Annotated in this window: 21 protein-coding genes and 1 tRNA gene; 7 read left to right on the top strand and 15 right to left on the bottom strand. The window is 37.9% G+C overall.

All coding sequences use genetic code 11. The features are described 5' to 3' along the window. The first annotated feature begins 272 nt into the window (after positions 1-272). A complete protein-coding gene (gene argG / locus HYG88_RS10435) occupies positions 273-1,616 on the top strand; it encodes an argininosuccinate synthase (protein ID WP_005159370.1) in 1,344 nt (447 codons plus the stop codon). Positions 1,617-1,809: 193 nt separating this feature from the next. Continuing rightward, the gene (locus tag HYG88_RS10440) at positions 1,810-2,493 is read left to right on the top strand and encodes a pirin family protein (protein ID WP_005159368.1); all 684 of its coding nucleotides are present in this window, start codon (positions 1,810-1,812) and stop codon (positions 2,491-2,493) included. 52 nt (positions 2,494-2,545) lie between these two features. Here the strand turns inward: HYG88_RS10440 and HYG88_RS15295 are convergent, their stop codons facing one another. The 8 genes from HYG88_RS15295 to efp all read right to left on the bottom strand — a co-directional run bounded on the left by HYG88_RS15295 (position 2,546) and on the right by efp (position 10,434). Next, positions 2,546-2,779 (bottom strand): hypothetical protein, encoded by a 234-nt coding sequence (locus HYG88_RS15295; protein ID WP_005159364.1) that lies wholly within the window; start codon positions 2,777-2,779, stop codon positions 2,546-2,548. Between the two features lie 427 nt (positions 2,780-3,206). Then, positions 3,207-3,283: transfer RNA gene (locus HYG88_RS10445), tRNA-Val, on the bottom strand. Between the two features lie 34 nt (positions 3,284-3,317). Then, entirely contained in the window at positions 3,318-5,306 is a 1,989-nt protein-coding gene (locus tag HYG88_RS10450) for a DUF3488 and transglutaminase-like domain-containing protein (RefSeq protein WP_178883060.1), read from the bottom strand. Positions 5,307-5,310: 4 nt separating this feature from the next. Then, positions 5,311-6,213: a DUF58 domain-containing protein gene (locus tag HYG88_RS10455; protein WP_178883061.1), complete on the bottom strand. Its 903-nt coding sequence runs from the start codon at positions 6,211-6,213 to the stop codon at positions 5,311-5,313. A 13-nt stretch (positions 6,214-6,226) separates the two neighbouring features. Then, entirely contained in the window at positions 6,227-7,186 is a 960-nt protein-coding gene (locus HYG88_RS10460) for a MoxR family ATPase (RefSeq protein WP_178883062.1), read from the bottom strand. Positions 7,187-7,264: 78 nt separating this feature from the next. Beyond that, positions 7,265-7,570, bottom strand: coding sequence for a YbdD/YjiX family protein (locus HYG88_RS10465; RefSeq protein ID WP_171287512.1), 306 nt, complete (start codon positions 7,568-7,570; stop codon positions 7,265-7,267). Beyond that, entirely contained in the window at positions 7,567-9,672 is a 2,106-nt protein-coding gene (locus tag HYG88_RS10470; protein WP_178883063.1) for a carbon starvation CstA family protein, read from the bottom strand. The genes HYG88_RS10465 and HYG88_RS10470 overlap by 4 nt, the downstream gene beginning before the upstream one ends. A 192-nt stretch (positions 9,673-9,864) precedes the next feature. Next, positions 9,865-10,434, bottom strand: coding sequence for an elongation factor P (gene efp / locus HYG88_RS10475; RefSeq protein ID WP_004662912.1), 570 nt, complete (start codon positions 10,432-10,434; stop codon positions 9,865-9,867). Positions 10,435-10,520: 86 nt separating this feature from the next. Here efp and epmB point away from each other — a divergent pair, with 86 nt between their 5' ends. The 3 genes from epmB to HYG88_RS10490 are packed head-to-tail and all read left to right on the top strand — an operon-like array spanning position 10,521 to position 15,384. Continuing rightward, positions 10,521-11,537: an EF-P beta-lysylation protein EpmB gene (gene epmB / locus HYG88_RS10480; RefSeq protein ID WP_178883064.1), complete on the top strand. Its 1,017-nt coding sequence runs from the start codon at positions 10,521-10,523 to the stop codon at positions 11,535-11,537. Between the two features lie 11 nt (positions 11,538-11,548). Further along, complete coding sequence (locus tag HYG88_RS10485) at positions 11,549-13,303, top strand: hypothetical protein (protein WP_005159344.1); 1,755 nt, start codon at positions 11,549-11,551, stop codon at positions 13,301-13,303. Further along, a complete protein-coding gene (locus HYG88_RS10490; RefSeq protein WP_034602675.1) occupies positions 13,285-15,384 on the top strand; it encodes an EAL domain-containing protein in 2,100 nt (699 codons plus the stop codon). Before HYG88_RS10485 ends, HYG88_RS10490 begins: the two co-directional genes overlap by 19 nt. Before the next feature lie 92 nt (positions 15,385-15,476). Here HYG88_RS10490 and rpmE read toward each other — a convergent pair whose 3' ends face one another. The 4 genes from rpmE to HYG88_RS10510 form a co-directional block, all read right to left on the bottom strand. Next, positions 15,477-15,701, bottom strand: coding sequence for a 50S ribosomal protein L31 (gene rpmE, locus HYG88_RS10495; RefSeq protein ID WP_004662919.1), 225 nt, complete (start codon positions 15,699-15,701; stop codon positions 15,477-15,479). Positions 15,702-15,897: 196 nt separating this feature from the next. Next, entirely contained in the window at positions 15,898-16,866 is a 969-nt protein-coding gene (locus tag HYG88_RS10500; RefSeq protein ID WP_005159338.1) for a bile acid:sodium symporter family protein, read from the bottom strand. Positions 16,867-17,000: 134 nt separating this feature from the next. After that, the gene (gloA, locus tag HYG88_RS10505; RefSeq protein ID WP_178883065.1) at positions 17,001-17,402 is read right to left on the bottom strand and encodes a lactoylglutathione lyase; all 402 of its coding nucleotides are present in this window, start codon (positions 17,400-17,402) and stop codon (positions 17,001-17,003) included. 2 nt (positions 17,403-17,404) lie between these two features. Continuing rightward, the gene (locus HYG88_RS10510; protein ID WP_178883066.1) at positions 17,405-19,579 is read right to left on the bottom strand and encodes an MFS transporter; all 2,175 of its coding nucleotides are present in this window, start codon (positions 19,577-19,579) and stop codon (positions 17,405-17,407) included. 186 nt (positions 19,580-19,765) lie between these two features. Here HYG88_RS10510 and HYG88_RS10515 point away from each other — a divergent pair, with 186 nt between their 5' ends. Then, positions 19,766-22,393 (top strand): ATP-binding protein, encoded by a 2,628-nt coding sequence (locus HYG88_RS10515; protein WP_178883067.1) that lies wholly within the window; start codon positions 19,766-19,768, stop codon positions 22,391-22,393. Positions 22,394-22,433: 40 nt separating this feature from the next. Here the strand turns inward: HYG88_RS10515 and HYG88_RS10520 are convergent, their stop codons facing one another. The 3 genes from HYG88_RS10520 to surE form a co-directional block, all read right to left on the bottom strand. Next, complete coding sequence (locus HYG88_RS10520) at positions 22,434-23,363, bottom strand: LysR family transcriptional regulator (protein WP_005159329.1); 930 nt, start codon at positions 23,361-23,363, stop codon at positions 22,434-22,436. Positions 23,364-23,494: 131 nt separating this feature from the next. Further along, positions 23,495-24,325 (bottom strand): peptidoglycan DD-metalloendopeptidase family protein, encoded by an 831-nt coding sequence (locus HYG88_RS10525; protein WP_005159327.1) that lies wholly within the window; start codon positions 24,323-24,325, stop codon positions 23,495-23,497. 111 nt (positions 24,326-24,436) lie between these two features. Continuing rightward, positions 24,437-25,207 carry a 5'/3'-nucleotidase SurE gene (surE, locus tag HYG88_RS10530; protein WP_005159324.1) on the bottom strand — a complete coding sequence of 257 codons (771 nt, stop codon included), beginning with the start codon at positions 25,205-25,207 and terminating at the stop codon, positions 24,437-24,439. Positions 25,208-25,310: 103 nt separating this feature from the next. Between surE and HYG88_RS10535 the strand changes: the two genes are divergently transcribed. Further along, positions 25,311-25,685, top strand: coding sequence for an MCR_0457 family protein (locus HYG88_RS10535; RefSeq protein WP_005159321.1), 375 nt, complete (start codon positions 25,311-25,313; stop codon positions 25,683-25,685). Positions 25,686-25,808: the final 123 nt, after the last annotated feature.

A 25,808-nucleotide genomic window follows, 5' to 3' on the forward strand; every position in this document is an offset into this window, starting at 1 on the left:
TTGGCTTTGCAACTTGTTGCATAGTACTTTAACTGAATTTTTATATGTGTTTATGACTCTTTTCAAGAAAATGCTGACACTAAAGTCAAAAGTAATGTAACTATTTTGATTTCCAATCTAAAAAACCAAAATCAAATATATTAGAACATAATTTTTCTACTTAGTTTTTCTTTCAGGAAAACAAGCTCTATGAAAAGTGTTACAATAATTCCGATTTTTTATTCTCAAGACTACCTATTCGGAGTCTTTACTCATAAAAGTTAGGATAAGCAATGACTGATAATGCAACTATCTTGCAGCACGTACCTGTAGGCAAAAAAGTTGGGATTGCCTTTTCTGGTGGTCTCGATACTTCAGCAGCTTTATTGTGGATGAAGCAAAAAGGCGCAGAGCCTTATGCTTATACTGCAAACTTGGGTCAACCTGATGAAGATGACTATGATGCAATTCCAAAGAAAGCTGAACAATACGGCGCAGTCAAAGCTCGATTAATCGATTGTCGTTTACAACTTGCGCTTGAAGGTATTGCAGCAATTCAATGTGGCGCATTCCACATTAGTACTGGCGGTGTTCCTTATTTCAATACCACACCTTTGGGTCGTGCAGTAACAGGTACGATGCTTGTAACGGCGATGAAAGAAGACGACGTCAACATCTGGGGCGATGGTTCAACTTATAAAGGCAACGATATTGAACGTTTCTATCGTTATGGTTTATTGACCAACCCAGCGCTTAAAATTTATAAGCCGTGGTTAGACCAAACCTTTATTGATGAGTTAGGCGGTCGTGCGGAAATGTCACAATTCTTAATCGACAACGGTTTTGACTATAAAATGTCAAAGGAAAAAGCGTATTCAACTGACTCTAATATGTTGGGTGCTACTCACGAAGCTAAGGATTTAGAATACCTCAATGCAGGTATCAAAATCGTAGACCCAATTATGGGCGTTGCTTTCTGGAAAGAAGATGTAAAAATTGATGCAGAAGAAGTATCAATTACTTTTGAAGAAGGTTTCCCTGTTGCATTAAATGGCCAGCGTATTGAAGATCCTGTTGAGCTGATCTTAGAAGCTAACCGTATCGGTGGTCGTCATGGTCTTGGTATGTCTGACCAAATTGAAAACCGTATCATCGAAGCGAAATCTCGTGGTATCTATGAAGCACCAGGTATGGCTTTATTACATATCGCTTACGAGCGCTTAGTGACTGGTATTCATAACGAAGATACGATTGAACAATACCGTATTAACGGTTTACGTTTAGGTCGCCTACTTTACCAAGGTCGTTGGTTCGATTCACAAGCATTAATGCTACGTGAAACTTCACAACGTTGGGTTGCTAAAGCGATTACAGGTACAGTGACTTTAGAATTACGTCGTGGTAATGACTACACCATCATGAACACTGAATCTCCAAACCTCACCTATGAAGCTGAGCGTTTGACCATGGAGAAAGGTGATTCGATGTTTACACCAATGGATCGTATCGGTCAGTTAACTATGCGTAACCTCGACATTACCGATACCCGTGCAAAACTCGGTATCTATACTAAAACGGGTTTACTTGCTGTTGGCCAAGGTTCTGCAATTCCACAGCTAGAAAATAAATCAAAATAAAAGATGGGTAAATTAATTTGCCCACTTAAAAAGGCTGAATGTTTGATTCAGCCTTTTTTATTATTTGAAATAAAAAGTTAAATACTCAATCATTTCATTTATAGAACAATATGTCGCAATTAAAGACTATTTATCTTCATTATGAATCAATAATATAGTCATTAAGCAAAACATAATAATTGGGAGATGAAAGATGAATGCTTATCTACATCGTAGTGAAAATCGTGGTCATGTCAAAGCAGGTTGGTTAGACACCTACCATAGCTTTTCATTTGGTAGCTGGTACAACCCGAAATATATGGGTGTCAGTGCCCTTCGCGTGATCAATGATGATACAGTTGCTGCACATAATGGTTTCGGTACTCATCCCCATGACAACATGGAAATCCTAACCTGCGTACTTGATGGCACTATTTCCCATAAAGACAGTATGGGCAATGAAGGTCAGATCAATGCGGGTGAATGGCAATTGATGAGTGCTGGAACTGGGGTCACCCACAGTGAAATGAACAAGCATGATAAAGCGGTGCATCTATTACAGATTTGGATTCAACCGAATGTGCAAGATGCCGAACCAACCTATCAGCAAATTCAGCTGAATCCAAAAGACCATCCAAACCAATGGCATTTGATTGCTGGTGATACATCTGCGCCAATGTCGATTCGTCAAAATGCGGAAGTGAAAACTGCTGTCATTGAAAAAGATCAACATTTAGAAATTACAGCACAAAAAAAAGTGAACTACGTGCATGTGATTTCAGGTGAAGTGATGATCGCCGATCATTTGGTTAAAGCAGGTGATGCTTTAGTATTCGATGAAACTGCAACCATTACTGCATTGCAAGACAGCCAAATGATTTGGTTTGATCTACCTTAATTAAACTCAGTTTATCTTGTACCCCTTGCCCCTCATGGGGTACAAGCTTTTTCTAATCATTATTGCTGCTATTATCACAACTACTTGAGTCTGAGCTCGAATCATCATTTGAGCTACATTCATCAGAACGTCTGAAATCATTATTTTGAGAAGAATCATATGAGGAGGTTGTTGATGAATATGGCTGGCTATAATCAAAATTATCTTGTGTAGGATCAGTTTTCTTGGCAAAAAAGAACAATAAAATCAAACTAATAACAATCACTATAATCATAAATATCAGCATCACAATTCCCTATCGCTATCCTAATCCTTATGACAAACTATAGCGTAAATTTGCTTTAAAAATAATGGGCATTAAAAAAGCCCGATTAACGGGCTTTTCTACAACCTTGAACATTTTTAAAAACAATCAGAATTGTTTCGTTCGTTGTTAGCTGTGTATTCAGGTCATCATATCTTTGTTCATTTAGGCAAGATTTCTCTTAAATCCCAAATAGTATATGACTTCTTTATTGATTAAATTAGCACCAATATCAGGCTGAGTCAAGATTCTAATATCTGATAAAAATTGTTCAAGTATAATTAGTATAAGAAACTCATTCTAAATTGCAATTCAACCCAGTTACCGAGTTATTCTTCTAAGCAAATATTTGTGGTATTAATAAAAAAGCCCTAAATTTTATAAACTTAGGGCTTTTTTATTAAAATCTTGGTAGGTATATCCAGACTCGAACTGGAGACCTCTACGATGTCAACGTAGCGCTCTAACCAACTGAGCTATACACCTAGAATGAGAGCATAATATTCATTTTTAATCAGCTTCACAAGTTTTTTTGAGATTGTTTAATTGCGATAGCACAGACTTTAAGCAGTTTCTTAAATTCTTGAATATTTTGCTGAGTATTCTGTTCTAAAAACACAATTTTTTGATATAACACAACTACTTGATGAAATGATTTTTGATCACTATCTACACTTGATAAACGCTGCATCCAAACTTGAAATGTTTCCTCTGATCTTTTATGCAAATGTTTAGGCAATTGCTTTTGGAATGATAATACTGCTCTTTCATAATTCTCTTTTTGACTTAGATTCCTCCACCAATAGACACCAATGTAAATAAACAAAATCGCGGCAATAGCAATAATTAATAAAAATGCATAACTATAGCTCGAATTAAAGCCTAGCTTAGATAACCAATTTTTTTGTTTATCCGCATCATAGCCTACAACTTTAGCTTGCCATTGATAGCTTAAATAATCGCTCCAAATACGTATATTTGTTAAAAATTTAAATTGCTGTAGTTGCCATGAATGACTTCCCCCATTCCCCCAGATGTTTTGATATTGACTTAAATAATCTTGCATTCCTGAATCTATACGTTGTGGTGCAATGATTGCTGTAGGGTCAATTCTTTGCCATTCACCATCTAGATACACTTCACTCCAAGCATGTGCATCAAGTTGGCGTACTTCCCAACTTTCTCTATCTAATGCAAACTGCCCACCCTGATAACCTGTGACAACTCTTGCAGGAATTCCAACATAACGCATTAACATCACAAAACTAGAGGCATAATGCTCACAAAAACCTTTTCGACTATAAAATAAAAATTGATCTATACGATCACTGCCAAGTGTACCTGGTGCCAAGGTATAAACGAAGTTATGGTCTCCATACCAATTCAGCACCTTTTTAATATATTTCTCAGGCTGTTTCTGACTTTGTTCAAACAGTTGATGGGCTAATTGCTGTGCTTTTTGATCACGATCATGATCAAATCGAGTATTAAATTCAATTTGACGTGATGATAACAAAGTAGAAGATGTTGATGTACGCCCCAACCAAAACATTTGGATAGGTTGATTACGTTTAATAAGTTTAGATGGGCGTATACTATCATCTTGATACAGTTGTAAATAACGTTCTTGTGGAATGGAATATTCCAACCCCATGATCCAATTTGCCTGTTCATCAGCAGCTAAGTATTGATAGGCAACTCCTTGAGAATTTGAAGTTACGCTTTTAATCTGTTGATTATAAAAACTACTGGTCCATGTTGTACCATCATACTCATCCAAAACCAAAGCACGCCAGTAAAGCTCCTGTCTATCTGGTAGTTGTCTCATATCTGCAACAACACGAAAAGCCAAAGCCGATGATTGTGATAGTTGTGCAATGTCTCCTGGAGACATACGATCGCTAATCCCAGTAGTGGCTTGATTCTTTTGAATAGGAATTGCCCAAAGAGGTGGCAACCGAGGAAAGAAAATAAATAATATAATAAAGAACGGTGTCGCAATCCCGACAAACTTTAGAATTTGTTTAACATCATTTTTTAACTGATTGGATAATAATTGATGCTGGTTAAATAGACCAGTTTGAATCCGATACAACCCCATCAAACATATCACAAATGCTGAAAAAACAAGGACAGCCATCCAGAATGCCTGACTATGTAACAATAAACTGGCACTGACGAATAAGGCAAAGTTAAATACAATCAATAAATCACGAGTATTCTTGGCTTCCAAACTTTTCGCAAATAAACACGTACTTAAAAATGTGACTCCAGCTTCTACTCCCAGTAAAGTTTGATAATTTAAATAAATAAGACCCAAAGATAATAAAGAGAAAAAAACTAAAAATAAGCGTGGAAATGGTGAAATTTTTTGTTTGCTATATCGCCATACCAATATAAGCCAAATAACGCCCCACAACCCACTCAATGTCACAGGAATAAAAGCCACTTGCCCAATTAATACAAATGCCAATACAGCTAAAATGCAAAAATAGATTTGTTTGGTCATAATCTTAGGCCTGTGCAAGTAGAAGTTTTGCTTGAAGAAGCTGCATCTGCCCCTGACCACTTTCTAATCTTGCATGTGGCAGTATCAATGCATAATCATGACCAAGTTGTTCACATTTCTCAATTAATCCCATCATAAAGCTTAATTTTTCCTCATGACTTTGTGCAGGGATTTTTTGATAATCAATTTCTAAATGTTGATGATTTGTTTGAGCCTCAAACATTTTGATAAAAAAGCCCTGTCCTCGAGCAACTTGCTTCCATGCCACATTTTGATAAGAATCGCCTTGTTGAAAGGCCCTAAGCTCCTTAAATTCATCTAAACTATCGTTCGCATTGGTTGGTTGATTTTTATGTTCTTTTTGCCAATCATGCGCTTTAGGTGCAATCCACACTTTTTGTTTTGGATATAAATAAGTCCACGCTCGCACCAAACCTAAAGGATAGGTCGAATAAATTTTCATCGCACCAAATTCAAATAAACCACGCTGCTTCGGAAAAAAAGCCAGTTCGAAGGTCTGTTGTTGCTGATCTAAATAAATTAATTGTTCTTGTTGCAGCCATTGAATACGTAAATATCGGGTCATTACCGATGGCTGATTAAAGCGAAGTTTTAAAATGAAAGGCTGATCGACTTGCCCAACTTCAGCTGCAATCAGATCAATTTGTAAAACATGCAATTGTTTGAATGTGAGATAAAAATTAATCCATAAAATTGCACTGATTAGAAAACAAAAACCTAAAATCAAATTATTTGCATAGTTAATCCCTGCAATAAAGGTAATTAGAATCAGAATGAGATATAGAAAACCCTGCTTATAAATAAAAACCAAAACATCTTTCTGTAACAGGGTTTTAGTCCCATTAACCTGAAAGCGTTTCGCAATCCACTGCTGAATCCTTTGCATAAGCCAATCTCAACTATAAGACATCAACCGATTGCAAAATTTGTTTTACCTCTATTTCGCCTAAACTTAAACGATGAGCAACCACGGCAACAAAAATGGTTTGCACATCATCAGTAGTCACAAAACTGCGACCTTCAACCAGTGCATAAGCTTGTGCAGCAGCTTTTAATGCCAATACTCCACGTGTTGATAAGCCATGCCGTTGTTTACGTGTTTCAGCAGCCAAATCTAAAATATAATTGAGTACAGCATCACTTAGAAAAACCTGTTTTGCTAATTCACGTAATTCCAAAATATCAACGTGCGTAAATACCGCTTCTAATTGATGAATTAAAACCTGACGTGAGCTTTGTTGTAACAGTAGTTTTTCAGCTTGACGAGACGGATAACCGAGCGATAAACGCATCAAGAAACGGTCAAGTTGTGACTCAGGCAAAGCATAAGTTCCACTTTGAAATAACGGATTCTGCGTTGCCAGCACCCAAAATGGTTGCGGTAAGTCATAATGTGTTCCATCAACAGTGACCGCACCTTCTTCCATAGCTTCAAGTAATGCGCTCTGTGTTTTTGGACTACAACGATTAATCTCATCTGCCAATAAAATCTGAGTAAAAATTGGACCTTTCTTGAACTCAAATAAATGTTCTTTTTGATTAAAAATATTGATCCCAATGACATCACTCGCCAACATGTCATTGGTAAATTGAATCCGCTGAAAATGCAGCCCTGCTAGACGAGCTAAGGCACTAGCTAGAGTCGTTTTACCCAATCCTGGTAAATCTTCAAACAATACATGGCCACCTGCCAATAAACAGGTCAGCGCTAATTTAGTTTGTTGTGGTTTATCTAAAATAAGTTGATTCACTTCAACCAAAAAACGTTCTATTTTCTGAGTAAAATTTTTAATATTTTGCTCTACTTCTTGATTTTTTTGTTGTTTTTCTTGAATAGAAGCTTTTTCCATGCCCCACATAACGTAATCCTCAAACTAAAACAGTGCATGATTCAACATACACTGTTTTAGTTTTTTTTCAAAGAAATCAAATGACTTCTAGCAAGGACATTTTTTCAAATTCCCACCTGATGATGGATAACGCGCATCGATACAATGACGATAAAAAGTCTTAGCATCCATTGGCGTTAAATCTGGATGATGCGCTTGCATGTGCTTTACGTAATTTTCATAATCAGGCACACCCACCATCAAACGAAAACTTTTTTGCAAGTTTTGCCATAAAGTTGCAATACGAGACCAGTTTTTGGGCGAAAAGATCAGGTGTTTTTGCGACATGATCGTGAACTTAATGATTTTCACAATCACAGCACTTCCTTGCCTAGCAATTTTAAAATCCATCACGACTCTCCCTTCACTGTTTCTGCTGTCATTGCAGTTTCAGTAAATACGGCAGGTGCTTCATTTACTGTTGGGACAGGGCTTTGTAAAGCACGACGAATAATTCCGATTGATGCAATAATCATAACAATTGCAACAATCATAAAGAATCCACAAAGTACTGCATTAATCTGATTCGACAACACAATCGTCTGCATCTCAGCAACTGACTTCGCAGGTGCAAGTACATCACCACGTGCAATTGCATCAGAGAAACGATTCGCTTGAGCAAGGAAGCCAATCTTCGGATTTTCGTGAAAAATCTTTTGCCAACCCGCCGTCATAGAAGTAATAAATAGGAAAATCGTTGGAACAATCGTTACCCAAACATACTTCTCTTTCTTCATCTTGAATAAAATAACTGTACCCAAGATCAATGCCATTGAAGCGAGAATTTGATTTCCAATTCCAAATAATGGCCATAAAGAATTAATGCCACCAAGAGGGTCCACTACGCCTTGATAAACGAAGAAGCCCCAACCTGCAACTGCCACAGACGTCCCAACCAAATTTCCAAAGAATGAACCTGATTGTTTTACTGCAGGCACAACAATCCCAACGGTATCCTGTACCATGAAGCGACAAGCACGTGTTCCCGCATCCACTGCAGTTAAAATAAATAATGCTTCAAATAAAATGGCAAAGTGATACCAAAATGCCATCATTGCACGACTATTGAAAATTTCCGAAATGATATGAGCCATACCAATCGCAAAAGTCGGCGCTCCACCAGTACGAGAAAGGATTGAACTTTCACCAACCTCCTGAGCAAGCACAGTCAGCATCTCAGGTGTAACGATAAAACCTAGATTACGCACCGCTTCCGCAGCAGTATCTACCGTTGTACCCAGAACTGCCGCTGGTGCATTAATCGCAAAATAAATCCCTGGATCAAGTACGGTTGCGCAGATCATTGCCATGATACCGACAAATGATTCCATCAACATGCCGCCATAACCGATCATACGAATATTGACTTCGTTATCGACCAATTTTGGAGTTGTTCCTGAAGAAACTAGCGCATGGAAACCTGAAATCGCACCACAGGCAATGGTAATAAATAGAAAAGGAAATAAACTGCCTGCAAATACAGGACCTGTACCATCAACAAAATGAGTTACCGCAGGCATTTTGAGTTCAGGCATTGCAAAGATAATTCCAATCGCCAGACCTGCAATTACACCAATTTTAAGGAAGGTTGATAAATAGTCACGAGGCGCTAACAATAACCACACAGGCAATACTGACGCAATAAAGCCATAAATGATGAGTGCCCAAGTTAGTTGAGTTCCAGTTAAGGTGAACAATTGCCCCCAGTAAGGGTCTTTTGCTACATCACCACCAAAGACAATCGCCGCCATCATTAGCACAAAGCCAATGATCGAAACCTCAGCAATTTTCCCTGGGCGTAGATAACGCATGTATATGCCCATGAATAATGCAATTGGGATGGTTGCTGCGATACTGAACACCCCCCACGGGCTATGGGCCAGCGCTTTTACAACAACTAAAGCCAATACCGCAAGAATAATAATCATGACACCGAGCGTACCCAACATCACAATAACACCTGCGAAAGTACCTAACTCCTGTTTTGCCATTTCACCCAAAGACCGACCATCACGCCGAGTTGAGATAAATAGCACAAGAAAATCTTGTACCGCGCCTGCAATCACCACACCGACCAAAAGCCAAATGGTTCCTGGTAAGTAACCCATTTGCGCTGCAAGAATTGGCCCAACCAAAGGCCCTGCACCTGCGATAGCAGCGAAATGATGTCCAAATAAAACGTATTTATTAGTGGGCACATAATCCAGACCATCATTCAAACGATGTGCTGGTGTTAAGCGTTTAGAATTTAATTCAAAGACTTTTGTTGCAATAAATAAACTGTAGAACCGATATGCAATGCTATAAACACAAACCGCGGCAAGAACGAGCCAAACTGCATTGACATGCTCTCCACGACTTACCGCCAAAATTCCAAATGAAATTGCACCAATGATGGCAACTAAACTCCACAGAATTTTTGAGGATAGCGTCGACTTTGCTTGTACTGTCTCCATTCAGAACCTCTCAAATACATAAGCTGTAGTTTTGGATTTCCCTTCCTATGTTTTCTTTAGAAGAAATATCTTTGTAAGTTTATCTGTTATTAAAAATGATTTATCTAATACTTTGGCATAAAAAAAGGGATGATTGTTTAATCATCCCTTCGATCATCGTATAGCTTACGTAGCATTGCTACTCATTTACGATTATGCGCGCTCTAGGTAATCACCTGTACGCGTATCTACACGAACACTTTCTTCTTGCTGAACGAATAATGGAACACGTACGACCGCACCTGTTTCAAGTTTCGCTGGCTTACCGCCACCGCCAGAAGTATCACCACGTACACCTGGATCAGTTTCAACGATTTTCAACACCACAAAGTTTGGTGGATTAACGTTTAAAGGTACACCGTTGAACAACATGATCGTACATTTTTCATTAGAATCATCTTTTAACCATTTCGCAGCATCGCCCATTGCAGTTTTGTCAGCAGCGATTTGCTCGAAAGATACAGGATCCATGAAATTCCACATTTCACCATCGTTGTAAAGGTAATCCATTTCAACTTCAACAATATCAGCTGCTTCTAAAGAGTCACCTGATTTGAAAGTTTTTTCTAATACTTTACCTGAGCGAAGATTACGTAATTTCACACGGTTAAATGCTTGACCTTTACCTGGTTTTACATATTCATTTTCCATGATTGAACATGGGTTGCCATCAAGCATAACCTTAAGGCCTGCTTTAAAATCATTTGTAGAATAATAGGCCATGAAAGGCTCACTCCAAACTTAAAACTCAAATCTATTAGTGCTAGACTACGCGCACAGCTAAGGCTATCACTATTTTAACGTATGGCATGATAAACTATTTACATCAAGAGCAAAACTGGCAATCACAACTCAGTGATCTAATTACTGATCCTTTAGAGCTGTTAAATCTGCTTGGATTATCGACCAAGCAATTATTATCAGGGGCAATACTTGCCTCTGAACAGTTTAAATTACGTGTTCCACGTGCATTCGTCGGAAAAATGCGTATTGGGGATCCATTTGATCCTTTGCTATTACAGGTTTTACCACACCATCTTGAACTTGAAGAATATCCTGAATTTGTTACTGACCCATTAGGTGAGGAAGCAGCCAATCAAATGGCTGGTGTCTTACACAAATACCAGTCTCGCTTTTTACTGACCTTAACAGGGGCATGCGCAATTCACTGCCGTTATTGTTTCCGCCGCCATTTTCCATATCAAGAAAATTTACCTAAAAATGATGATTGGCTAAATATAAAACAATATATTGAAGACAACCCTGCCATCAATGAAATCATTCTCAGTGGGGGCGATCCTTTAACTTTATCTAATCGAAAAATAGCACTTTGGATAGAGCGATTAGAATCTTTACCTCAACTCAAAATATTGAGAATCCATTCACGAGTTCCAGTTGTTATTCCCAATCGTATCGATGAAGAGCTTATTTCTATTTTAAAAAACAGTAGGCTACGCATTGTAGTAGTGATACACTCAAATCATGCTTCAGAACTTGATGATTTCACGTGTTCAAAGTTATTACAGTTATCATTACATCATATTACTGTGTTAAATCAGGCAGTTTTACTTAAAGGTGTGAATGACTCTGCAACATCTTTAACTCATCTAAGTTATCGACTATTTGAAGCGAGGGTTATGCCCTATTACTTACATGTATTGGATAAAGTAAAAGGTGCTCAACATTTTGACTTAAGATCTTCAGAGATAGATCATATATACAGTGATGTATTAGCGAGTTTACCTGGATATTTAGTTCCAAAACTCGTCAGGGAAATTGCGGGCGAAAAAAATAAAACACCGCTTTTTGGGGTTCAAACGTTCTGAGATTGATTACAATGATGAATAATGCATTTTCGGATATTTTTCAAATTCCCACTGTTTTAAGACGGGATAAACTCAGTTTTTGTGATGCAAACGCAAAAAGTTTAACAGAATGGATTTCAACCCTCTCAATTATGCAGTTGGGTGATACTTCAAAAGCATTGTTTGCAGCCTTATTAGAGCTTTGTGAATTAGATTGTTCAGAAACATTACGCTTTGATCTCATTCAGACCTTACATCCAACGATTGAAAATATTTTAGGTAGCCTAGAGAAAAATTTTTTTAATCAAGGTGTAATCAGTTCAGATCGTAATGAGCACATTATTGAACTGGCAATGCTGTTACGCTGCTATTTTGCGGCTATTTATATCAATATTGTTCGCCGCAGTAGCGAACAATTGGAAAATCGAAAATTTTCTATTTTTGCACTAAACCAAAAGAAAAATTTACATACTGCTAGAACACTTGCAACTTTCCAAGCATTACAACAACTTACGCAGCTTCTTTATCAACAACACATGTTATATAGTGAACCTGTTGCAGGACAGTGGCTCATTGCACATCAATTATACGATGCAGCAGTGACACATAAGTATCATCATGTGACTATTGAACAGGCGCAAACCAAGCCAAATAGCCTGAATAATATTGCTCAGGCCTATGCTCAATTAATTTTGATGGATATTTTTAATACCAATCAAATTCGTCAAACAGAAATTCAAGCCCTATTTCAATGCAGTTTTGACTGGGCCAAAATGCTACAGCTCTTATCTAAAGAGACTGATTTAACTAAATACGTTGTTGATACAACTAAAGATCATCCGCCAATATACAACAAAAAACAAAGTTCAGGATTTAATCCTAATATCTTTATTAGTACAAATGGTTTACTTGATCATGTGACAGCAACATTACATAAAAATGCTGAATACATTTCTAAGAATGAAAAGATTTATCTCACACCCGCTCTAAAATTCCACGTTCAGACCATTTTAGGATCTACGGCAGAACGTCGCCATGAACGCTATGAATATTCCGCTCAACTACATATTTGTTTTGGACTCTTAACAGCCCACTTCTATTTATCCAAAGCAAAAAACTTCGGTGAAACATTACTCTTAGAGCACGGGTATGGACTACAAAGCGAATCAAAATTTTTATCAACTTGGGATAAAAAAGATTCTTCTGGCAATCAAGAATCCTCAATCCAGCGTTTAAGCCGAGAAAACAAAGCCATTTATCAAGCGGATATTTTAGATATTAGTGTTAATGGTTATCGAATTAAATGGTCAGCCGAAGCACCAAAAAATCTAAGAACTGGCGAATATATTCTTGTAAAAGAAACCTCTCATGGACATTGGCGCGGCGGTGTAATTCGTTGGTTAAAGCAATCAAGTGAAAAAAGTTTAGAATTAGGCTTAGAGGTTTTAGCACAAGAAATTTTCCCTTGTGCAGTTCGCGTACAAGCAGATCGTCATATTAGCAATTATTACCCTGCGCTTATTTTAAAAAATCAAAATTTAGATGAAACTAAAACAACAATAATTTTGCCAGGCTCGCAAATTTTTCGCGAACAGCAAGCTGTTCATTTGAGATTAGGGAAAGAGGAAGTAAAAGTGTATCTGTTGACTGCACAACTAATTACCCAAAGTTTTGTTCAATTCGACTTTGAACTACTTAATGAAGAAGAACAACCCGTTCTTAATAAATTTATTGCGCAAAAAAATATGGATACAAATAACCAAGATTTATGGGAAGCATTGAAGTGAGAAATCCTTTACTCTCTAAAAAATTGAAACGAACTGAAACGCGCTTACTCATTATTGATGATAACCAATTAAGGTATAATCAAGTTTTAGAGCTATTTGCGCAGCAAGAACATCAAGTACAGGCTATTTTACTTGATGATTTAAAAACTTTTGAAAAACAATTGAATTTGCCTTGGGATATTGTAATTTTTGGACGTGCTTACGATCTAAAAATCGAACAAACGCTTTCTCTTATTCATGCATCCGCACAACCAAGTTTACCCATTCTACTGCTTGAGCCAGATGACTATAATTCAGCGCTATATCAAAATTACATTCATAAAGGTATTTATGATGTTGTGAACTTAAAGGCGCCAGAAGAATTTTATATCAGTATTATTAGATCACTTTCATTCAGTCGTTTAGTACAAGCAGAGCACCGTTTACTTACCGAATTAGAGGCAGCTCAAACACAAGCCCAATCACTTGTTGCTGAAACACATAAAGCAGTTGCAATTCTACAAGAAGGTATTCATATCAAAGCGAATGCTGAATATGCTCACCTATTTGGTTTCGACAGCGAAGATGACGTCATTGGCTTACCAATACTTGATATTTTACAACCTAAAGATTTAGGCCAGTTTAAATTACGCTTTAAAAGAATTTCCCAAGGCTTATTCGAACAAGCACGCTTTGAAATTCGCACCCAAAATCCAATGGTTAAGAATAATCTTTTAAATGTTGAGTTCTTACCCTCTGGTAATGATGATGAAATACAACTGAATATTGAATGTGAATCATCATCAACTGTTGTTTCAGCAGCAACTGCCACGACTACTTCAGTGCAAAGTGAAAAAGCCTCTGGTATCATCTCAGCACTGCAACAAATTAATCGAAATTTAGCAAATCACCCAGCCAATGCAAATGCGCTCATCTTATTTAGCCTGAATAATTGTCCAAACGAAGTTTTTCAAACTGACTGGCGTGGAACTAAAGCTTATTTTTCAAATATTGCAAATTTCATTAAAGAACAAGTTAATGTTCCAATTTATCAAATAGAAACGGCTTTGTATGTTGGGCTTATTCAAGCTGAATCAAAAACAGTTTTAAACTCTTTGCTTATAGGCTTGAATGGTTTACAAAAACCTCAGTTATTGGTCACTGAAAACCACACTTTCCCATTACATTTAAAACTGGGCTATCAAGAACTAGACCAACAAATATTAGATGATGCTCATTTTGAGAAAATCATTTCTCGAGCATTTACGCATGCACTACCAGTCTTGAAAAATGCATCGATTGACAGTGATATTAGCCTGACAACTGATAAAATTTCAATGTCGATGGAAGTCAATCTTTTAGAAGAGCTCAGAAGCAAATTAGATAAGGGTGATATACATCTAAAATATCAGCAGCTTTATGATAAACAAGATCAATTCACTCATACCTATGAAGTATTTGGCGGTATTATTCATAATAATCAATGGTTAGACTTGATGGATCTTAGTGATCTAAAAGATGATCATGAATTATCGGCTCAGTTAGACCGTTGGGTATTAGTAGAAGCTTGTAAACAATTACACAACTTCATTACCCAATATCCAAAAGCTAAATTAATTATTAATCTGAATCATCATATTTTATTCAATGACAGAAAATTATCCGAATTGGTCGCTAAATTATTGACAATTATTGGAAGCAAACAAGCTCATCCTTTAATTCTGCAGTTTTCAGAGCAAGCTCTTCAGCAAAATTTATCACAGGCTCAATCTCTGATTGCATCACTTCGTCAACACGGCGCTGAGATCTCTATTCGTAACTTTGGTGATTCTCTTTATAGTGACTCAATTCTTCAACAGATCGATACGCAGTATTTAAGCTTCCATCGAAAATTAGCGAAGATGCTAGGATCTGAAAAAGAAATGGCAATTCTACAAGAGAAAATTCTTCATTTTATTGCTGAAAAGCAAGTTGAGATTTTACTCACCGAACTCAATGACATGAGTTTGTTCGCGAATGCATGGAATGTCGAAGCCCGCTTCTTGCAAGGTAACTACTTCCAAAAGAAACTTGATCGTTTAACTGACGTACAAGACCAATAGAAATTCCTCCCTAACCCTCCTTTGATAAAGGAGGGAATATCAAAAGGCATAAAAAAAACGGACATATCGCCCGTTTTTTTGTTTTCTTGATATTAACGTTTGATAGAACGTGACATACCAGAGAAACGTTGTTTGAATTTGTCGATACGACCACCAGTATCCACATTCTTTTGTTTACCAGTATAGAATGGGTGGCAAGCTGAACATACGTCAAGATAAAGAGTTTCTTTACCAAGTGCAGAACGAGTTTCGATTACGTTACCGCATGAGCATGTAGCAACTAATTTTTCGTATTTAGGGTGAATATCGGCGCGCATGGTCGATGCTCCTATTTAGTAAGAAAGGCTTAAGCTGTTATCGCAATTGATCACTCTCAATATGAGGAAAGCAGAGTGTTAACACTCGCAGATCAATACCACAACAGACCATTTCTTTTGACTCACCGAGACCCTTAGATCAGAGCAAAGCCAACAAGTGTCAAAGATTATACGCCAATAAATCAAAATTTGCGAACTATTCTTGTTTTGATTTTGACCAACGATTCGCAATTACACCACAGACCATTAATTGGATTTGATGAAAAATCATAATCGGCAATACAATCATACCTAAAGGCTGACCAATAAACAGAATTTGCGCCATTGGCACGCCACTCGCTAGCGTTTTTTTAGAGCTACAAAAGAAAATAGTAACTTGATCTGCATGATTAAACCCTAACCATTTTGGTAAATACGAAGCAAGCAACATTACAATAGTAAGCAAAACTGAGCATGCAAGCACTAAATACAGCAAAGCTAATCCACTGATTTGATGCCATAAACCTGCAACTACAGCACTGCTAAAGGCACCGTAAACTACCATTAAGATTGATCCTTGATCAAAAGCTTTCACTAAGCTTGGTAATTTGATCATATAAGGAAAAACATGAGGGCGAAGTAACTGACCTAGAACAAAGGGAACCAATAGTAACAAGGTAATTTGAACAATCGATTGCGTAGGATCAAAGCCATGTTGGCTTTGGCCTAAGATAAAATAACTCACTAAGATTGGCGTAATAAACATCCCAATGATATTGGAGAAAGATGCACTACAAACCGCTCCTGCAACATTCCCTTTTGCAATCGACGTAAATGCAATTGAAGATTGTACTGTTGAGGGTAAGAAGCACATAAATAAAAAGCCCCAGTACAACTGTTGCCCAAGAAGCGGCTCCAAAACAGGTTTAGCTAAAAGCCCAATTACAGGAAAAATCGCAAAAGTAAAAGCAAAAACCAATGCATGCATTTTCCAATGCAGCATTCCCTGTATAACGGCTTCACGTGACAACTTGGCGCCATGTAAAAAAAATAATATAGCAATCGCAACTGTCGTTAGGATATTAAAGTAATGCGCAACCTGTCCCGAAACTGGGAAAAAAGTCGCTAGTACTACCATTGCTATCAATAATATTGTGAAACGATCTAGCGCCAAGAGCTTTAACATAACTTTTCCCAATCTGTTCGCTAATAACGATACAGCCCAACATGAGATTATTGACCATTCGATCAAAACATCATACTGGGCTGTATAAATAAAGCTATGGCTTTAAATTAGAAATTGTGGATCAAGATACGAAATTAATTATTACGTGCATTTTGATCCTGTTGAATCAATTCAACCTTATAGCCATCTGGATCTTCAACAAAAGCGATCACCGTAACTCCACCTTTCATTGGACCAGCCTCACGTACTACTTTTCCACCAGCTGCTTTGATTTCTTCACATGCTTTATAAGCATCATCTACGCCAATGGCGATATGACCATAGGCATTGCCTAAATCATAGCTAGCTGTATCCCAGTTATGAGTCAACTCAAGCACAGTATTGTTTTCTTCCTCACCATAGCCCACAAAAGCCAAGGTAAAACGCCCCTCTTCATAATCACGTTGGCGTAGTAATTTCATACCAAGTACCTCAGTGTAGAACTTTAAAGATTGCTCTAAATTACCTACTCGTAACATCGTATGTAACATGCGCATAGTTATTCACCTGTCTGTTGAGTTGTTTGGTTTTCATGGTCACGCAATAGTTTAGCAACCCAAACCACAAGAATCAAAATTGGAATTCCAATTAAAGTCGTCATTAAAAAGAAATTTGGGTAGCCAATATTACTCACAATCGTTCCTGAATAACCACCCAATAATTTGGGTGTTAAAGTCATTAATGAACTGAAAATTGCATATTGAACTGCGGTAAATGATACGCTGGTTAAGCTAGATAAAAAGGCAATAAATGCAGCACCTGCCAAACCTGAAGCTAAATTATCTACAATAATGGCAAAATAGAGCCACAATGAGCTATAGCCTTTTATCACTTTGCCAGAAAGTTCTATTGTGCCTGACTGACTTGGATCGACCACAACAATTGGCTGAATATCGACATCGAGTGTGGTTTCAACATGTGATGCAGTATTGATACGGTATGATCTTGTTGCAAATAACTGGCTTGCACTATTATTTTTTAAATGAACAAAAGCTTTAATCGTTTTAGTGGGAGATGCTTGTAATAGCTTTCCATCTACAGCACTAGTAAATATTCCTTTATCATCCACTTTCGCAGCAAATTCTTGATTATCCAATTTAAGGATAACAGGCTTATCTTCATTTAAATCTTCACTTTTAAGCCCTGCTAATTGTCCTTTAACGACCAGACTTTGCTTCAATTCTTTTTCTGTTAATTGATCATCACCACCGATAGGTAATAATTGAATCTGAGCGTGCTGGGCATTTACTAAATATGGTATTGCAAGAGTTACATTGGTATCACTCTGATTTTGGTACTGAGTACTTACCTGTACCGAATTTGCTTTTGCTAAGACGTCATTCGGCACTTGTAATTTCCAATATCCAACATCATCGGTTTGCACTTGATAATGTTTATTTCCGACCTGAACCTCAACTGGAGCAAGTGGTTTACCTGATTTGACCAAGCCGATAAAAATTAAATTGGTTGAACTAGCCAACACTGCGCCCACGAACATGAGTTTCATAATGTTCATGCGTTGCGCCAACAAACCACCGAGAAAACCACCAACTAAACTAAAGATCACACCATAGATTTTCACAGCCTCAGCAATTTGTTCTTTACTGAAATTTAGATCTTGATAGAACACATTGGAAATCACGCCTGCAATGATGTCTGAGATGCGGAAAAAACCAATCAGCAGTAAAAGAACTAAGGCAAGTTTAATACCGTAGCGTTTAAAGAAATCTAAAATTGGGGCAACCCAAGTTTCTTTAGCCATTTGTTGATTCACGACGCCAGTTTTAACTAAACCCAAACCAACCAATAAAGCTGTGGCTGTAGCAGTTAAAAAGCGCAGTGCTTCTAAACCAAATAAAGCAGCAGTATCTTTAATATTTGCGGCTTTAGCGATAGCATCTGTTACATTCCCAGAGTAAATATAACTGACAACAAAAGTTGCAACAGCAATAAAAAATACAAAGACCAAGCGATAGTAATCTGTAGTTTTATAATGTTTATAAACACGATTTACTTGAGGTTCACGAATGCATAAAGTTGTAATAATACCAACCACCATGACTGCTGCCATGGTGAGATAAGTATATTTCCATGCTTCATAGATATAATTGCCTTTGGCTGTACCTAAATAAGCAGCAAGAAATAAAGCCCCTGCACCCGCAACGATCATCCCGATACGGTAACCTGCGTTGTAAGTTGAAGCCAAAACCGTTTGCATCTCACTTTCAGCGAGTTCAATACGATAAGCATCGATGACAATATCTTGAGTCGCTGCCGAGAATCCTAATAAAACAGCACCAACTGCCATTTGAATTAAATAGCTTTGTCCAAGTGCTGGGTCGGAAAATGCCATAATACAAATTGCACATATAATCAAAGACTGTGCAATCAACAACCAAGCACGGCGGCGACCTAAACTTTTCGTTAACAATGGAACAGGCAATTCATCAATCAACGGTGCCCAAACGAATTTAAAAGAGTAACCTAATGCCGCCCAACTAAAAAATGTCACAGCACTTTTATCAATTCCTGCTTCACCTAGCCATAAAGACAAGCTAGAAAAAATCAATAAAATGGGTATCCCTGCCGAGAAACCAAGAAATAGCATAATCAGTGCACGGCGATCTAAAAAAGCTTTAAATGCGGATGCCCACCCAGTGGCTTGAGTTGTCATTGGTTATTATTTTCCATGAACATGCGTGAATGTGCCTATTCAATCGTTTCTTGCTCTTGCTTGCAAGTTGCTTTATGCAACCATTGTTTTGTTTTGTCGATAAAAAACACAAGTTCGCTTGATCTTTAGACCTAAAACTGTATACCTTTAATTACTTAACTTTCGTTTCTTTGTTGGATAGCAATAGTGACCCAAAAACTTGATCAAATGACTGCAACAACTTTATCTTCAACACCAACAAACACGACTACAGCGAAAATCAATTCTTTACCAAGTGCCTTTGAGCAGACGGATATTCAAACGACACTCAAGAAAACAGCACTTAGCCCTGAACAACTCACGCATATTCTAAATTTAGCTGAGATTCCGAGTTCAACTAAACGTATCAAACCCCTCAATAACTTTCTTGGGCAAGATCGTGCACGTGCTTCAGTAGAAGCTGGTATTTCCTTACCATACTCTGGCTATAACATTTTTGCAGTTGGCACAGCGGGTCTGGGCAAACGCACCATGATTAAACGGTTGCTTCAGCAACACGCTAAAACCATGCCTACGCCAAACGATTGGGTTTATGTCAATAACTTCAAAAATCCAAGACAACCCATTGCACTACGCTTTCCTGCAGGACAAGGTACAAAATTTCAAAATGCTTTACAGCAAACATGGCAAATTATTCTAAAACAATTGGAGCGCCGTTTTAGTGCTGAAAGCTATCACAATCGTATTGAACGCATTCGTCAAGATACAGGTGATGTCCAGCAGCAAGCTTTAATAGAACTCACAAAAGAAGGACAAGAACTCGATTTAAAGTTGATTTCTCGTGATGACAAACACGTGTTTATTCCAATGCAGCTCATAGAGAATGAATATCAAGAATTAACAAAAAATGATCTTGATGCGCTAAGCAGCAAAGAACGTGCTGAAATCACATCCAACATGCGTTATATGGAGAAAAAACTAGAGCGTTTAGGGTTACATCTTGGTGATTTAGAAGACGATGCTCGTGATCAAGTATCAATCTTAAACCGTGAAATTGCCACTCAAGTGGTTACACCACGTATGGAGTCAATTTTAAATAAAAACAAAGAAGTCAAAGGTCTCGACTTATATCTAAAACATTATGCTGAAGATATTATTGATAATGTTGAGCTGATTTTAGAACAAGAAGAAGATGATTTTACGCCTGCTTTATTTAATCGTGTTCCATCACGTTATCAAGCTAATGTAATTATTGCCAATAAGCCAAATAGCGGTGCTCCAGTTATTTTCGAAGATTTTCCAACGCACTACAATTTATTAGGTCATGTTGAGCAACTTACACATAATGGTACGATTACCACCGACTTTACCTTAATTCGCCCAGGGTCTTTGCATCAAGCCAACGGTGGCTTTTTAATGCTTGAAGCAGAGCAATTGCTTGAACAGCCTTATGCATGGCAAGGTTTAAAACGTGCATTGAAATCAGGCCAACTCAAACTTTCTTCGTTAGAACATATGCTAACATTAACGGGCAGCATTTCGATTGAACCCGCTTCTGTTCCTTTAGATATCAAAGTTGTTTTACTGGCAGAACCTGAAATTTACTATGAAATTTTAGAAGTTGAACCAGAATTAGGCAGTGTCTTTAAAATTCGAGCAGATTTTACCGATACCTTGCAGCGTAATAACAGCAATGAACAGGCCTACATGCAATTGATTGCAGACTATGTTCAAGCCGATAAATTGCTTCCATTTGATCGTTCAGCGCTCGCTGCTTTACTCACCGACTCTAGTCGTCAAGCAGAAGATCAAAGCTCTCTCTCACTACATGCCTCTACACTCGGTGATTTAATTCGTGAAGCACATCATCATGCCTTTAAAGCTGATGACAAAATCGTCACAGATCAGCATGTCAACCAAGCATTACATCATCGTCAATATCGCTTAGGCTATTTAAGAGAGTTATATTGGCAAGATCTTTCGCGTGGGACACAATTGATTGAAACTTCAGGGCATCGTCTCGGTCAGATCAATGCCTTGTCTGTAATTCACTATGCAGATGTTGAGTTCGGTTTACCCTCTCGTCTCACCGCATCCGTTTATCAAGGCGGCGGTGATATTTTAGATATTGAACGCAGTGTCGAGTTAGGCGGCTCGCTTCATGCCAAAGGCGTGTTGCTCATGTCAAGCTTCTTAAAAGCACACTTTGGTCGTGAACAAATCTTACATTTCTCCGCAGCATTGGCGTTTGAGCAAAGCTATGGACAAGTGGATGGCGATAGTGCCACTGTTGCAGAACTTTCAGCATTAATTTCTGCCATTTCTCAAATTCCAATTGACCAATCATGGGCTATTACAGGTTCGATGAACCAGTTGGGTCAGGTACAGCCAATTGGTGGAGTGAATGCCAAAATTGAGGGCTTCTTCGATGCCTGTAAATTACAAGGCTTTACAGGCAAACAAGGGGTGATTATTCCCCGTCAAAACATGCAACATTTGATGCTACGTCAAGATGTAATTGAAGCGGTTCAAGCAGGTCAGTTCCATGTCCATGCGATTGAAACAATTGATCAAGCCTTAGAAATTCTAATGGCTCGCCCAGTAGGTACATTAGATAAGAAAGGTCGATATAGTAAAAATTCAATCTATGCAGCCGTTATGGAACAACTTGAGTATTGGCAAGCAATTGAGGACGGCGAAGCTGTTGAAGATGACGAACCTAAAAAAAAGAAAAAGCGAAAAAAGACTAAAAAAGATGAAACTGAGACAAAATCTTCAGAAGAATCTACTGTTGAAGCTAAAAGCTTAAAATCACTTCGTAAGAAGAATAGATAAAATGAAAAGGCCATGTTTTTAAACAAACATGGCCTTTTTCTTAGGCTACACCCAGTAGAGATCGTCCACCAGGTAATTGAGCGAAATATTGTTTTAATGCATCAATACAAAGATGCACTTTCATTGGGTATTGTTCACGCTTGGAAGTTAATGCATGAAGCGTATAAGCAGGAAGTTGCCAATCAGGTAGAACTTCAACCAAAGAACCATTAATCAGTTCTTTTTGAATATCCATATAGAGAATACGTGCAATACCATGCCCCTGCTGGCACAAGGATTTAGCAACAAAAACATTGTTTGTGCCTAAGCGTGTTTTCATATCAACATTGACAATTTCACCACTCAAACCATGACGGAAGGCAAAATGTTGATAATTGTGCATCAAAGTAACAGGTAATAATTCGTGATTTCGTAAATCTTCTGGGCGAGTAATAGTTGATGCTTGATTGAGATAACTTGGCGATGCAACAAGAACCTGATCAACTCTCGCTAAAGGTACTGCGGTGAGCTGATGATCATCAACACGCAGGCTCATCCGTATTGCGATATCAATCCGCTCTTCAATCAAATCAATATAACGGTGGTCTGCTTCAAAATGAATCGCTAGACCTTTATGTGCTGACATCCAATGAGATAGTGCTGGAATGACATGCAAGGCACCTAATTCAGGTGTCGTCGCAATACGTAAATCTCCAACAAGATCGTCGCGCAGTTGATTGATACGAATTTTGCCACGTTCAGCGGCAGCCAACATTTCCTGGCAACTGAGAAAGAATGCTTGTCCTGCTTCTGTAAGACTGAGTTTTCGAGTAGAACGATGAAGTAAAGTGACATCCATTTCATGTTCTAAAGAACGAATTTGTTGACTGACTGCACTTGTTGTAATTCCTAATTCTCGTGCTGCACCACTAAAAGAACTTTTTTCAACAACGCAAGCAAAGACCCCCATTGCACGCAATTGATCTAGCATAGACTTCTCTCTTAATTTATTAAAATATGCTTATTGTTCTAATTAAAGCAATCTCAATAAGTATACAAGGAAGTCTACCCTTAAACTAGCGATTATTAATAATTTATTAAAAGATTATTAATTCGGCTATTTTAGTTTGGTAAAACTGTCATTGGATTTACAGGCTTGCCATCTAAACGAACTTGGAACTCAAGCATGATACGTGAAGCACCTGAAGAACCCATTTCTGCAATTTTTTGACCAGCAGTCACATTATCCCCACTCTTGACTAACATCTTACTGTTATGCGCGTACGCCGTAATATAACCATCAATATGCTTAATCAAGACTAGATTGCCATATTCTTTTAAACCATCAGCAGCATAGACCACTTGCCCATTTGCAGCAGCAAAAATTGGATCACCTTCATTACCACCGTAACGTGTTCCTTTGACGTTATTTGCCAAATTGAAACTTTGAATGATCGCTCCATTTGATGGTTTTACCCAACGTAAACTCGAAGCAAGCGTCGTTGAAGATGGTGTAACAGGATTTGCTGGAACAACAGCTTTGGGTATAACAGGCTGTGTCTTAGGAACAACAGGTTGTTGTGTTGGCAATTTAATCGTTTGACGTTGAATCGGTGCGGTTTGTACCACTGCTTGTGTAGATGTAGTTCGTTCTGCAACAGAACCTTTTAAACGTAATGATTGATTGACATAAATACGATAAGGCGGCGCAATATCATTCAGCACAGCAACATCTAAATAATTCAATCCATAACGATTTGCAATTGCACTCAGCGTATCGCCTGAACGTACTGTGTAATAATTGGGTGCTTGCTGTACATAACGATTACCACCTTTTACTTGTGGTTTTGATGCACAACCTGTAACGACGACAATGCTTGTTACTGCCATAGACAACACGATTGTTTTAATCATTTTTCGTGATAGAAAAATCGAGACATGGTTTAAATGCATCTTCGCCCTCATCGAAAAAAACCTTAATTTATTTGCGCCTAAGAGTACCAAAAAAGTGAGAAAAAACGAGTTCTCACTTTCTATATTCACAAAGTTATAACATAGCCACTGCTAACCATTTACATGAAGATGTAAATTATCGAGTACAGCATAATTAGTTGCATCCATTTGAATCGGCGTGATACTGACATAACCATTCGCGACAGCAAAGAAATCAGACTGAATATGAGTTGAAGCGGATTGAGGTTCTGTAACCGCCTCACCGGCTAAACCAATCCAATAGACTTGGCGACCACGTGGATCGACATGGCTACTAATTGGTTTGGATTGTGCTCTACGACCTTGATAGGTGATTTGTGTCCCTTTAATTTGCTTAACATCTGGGATATTAATATTAAAAATATGACGGGGCGGCAAAATTGGTAGTCCATTCACAATAAAATCATGAACCCATTGTGCAGCTTTCGCATAATGCTTAGGATGTTCATAGGAACGTACATTTGAACCTGCTAATGAAACTGCGATTGCAGGATGTTTCATTAGGCGACCTTCAAATGCAGCACCAACCGTACCTGAATATAAAACATCATCGCCGAGGTTTGCGCCACTATTAATACCACTGACAACAAGATCAAATTCAAAATCGAATAGACCATTCATTGATAAATAAACACAATCTGCGGGCGTTCCATTCACAGCCCAAACATCCTCTGCAATTGGGATCGGTCGTAAAGGACGATCTAAAGTTAAAGCACTTGAGTAACCGCTACGCTCACTTTCAGGTGCAACCACGACGACGCGTCCTAAAGGCTTTAACGCTTGTGCTAGAGCCTGTAAGCCTGGTGCAAAAACACCATCATCATTTGCTATTAAAATATTCACTTTGATCTTGTCTCTTCAAATGTTACTACGTAGTTTTTTCAATTGAATTATTCACTGAATTATATATATTTGTAACTTCATAGTATTAGAAATTTATGCCGCCATGAGACATTTATCTACTTTTATCCGTGTTTTAGGGGTAAGTTTTTCACTTCTAACAGCACCCGCAATTTTTGCAAACACAACGGTTTCAACTAAAGAAGCAGACGCACTCATCAAAGATGATATTGCCAATGCGCAAGTCCTCATTGAAATGTGCCCAAGCATAATTGGAAAAAATGCTAAATTTGACGAAAACATCAAAAAGATGGTGGGTTCTTATTTAAGCACCTATTCTGATAAGTCAGCTTCCCTTGAGAGTCTACAAAAAGATGGAGAATTCCAATCTTTATTGAAAGATGCTCGTGAAGCAGCGAAAGAAGTTGAAAAAGCTGAACAAAAGTCAGTATGTGAAGATGTATTAAATTTTGAAGGCTAGGGTGTGTTGACACTTTTAGCTTAAAAAAATAGCGAAGTAGTAAAATCAAATCGCCGAACCCAATTTTACTATTCGCTATGCCTCGTACCATGCTGACAGATCAACACTGGCAAAAGTTGAAAG

The sequence above is a fragment of the Acinetobacter sp. SwsAc4 genome, assembly GCF_013391535.1.
In the GTDB taxonomy this organism is placed as follows: Bacteria; Pseudomonadota; Gammaproteobacteria; order Pseudomonadales; family Moraxellaceae; genus Acinetobacter.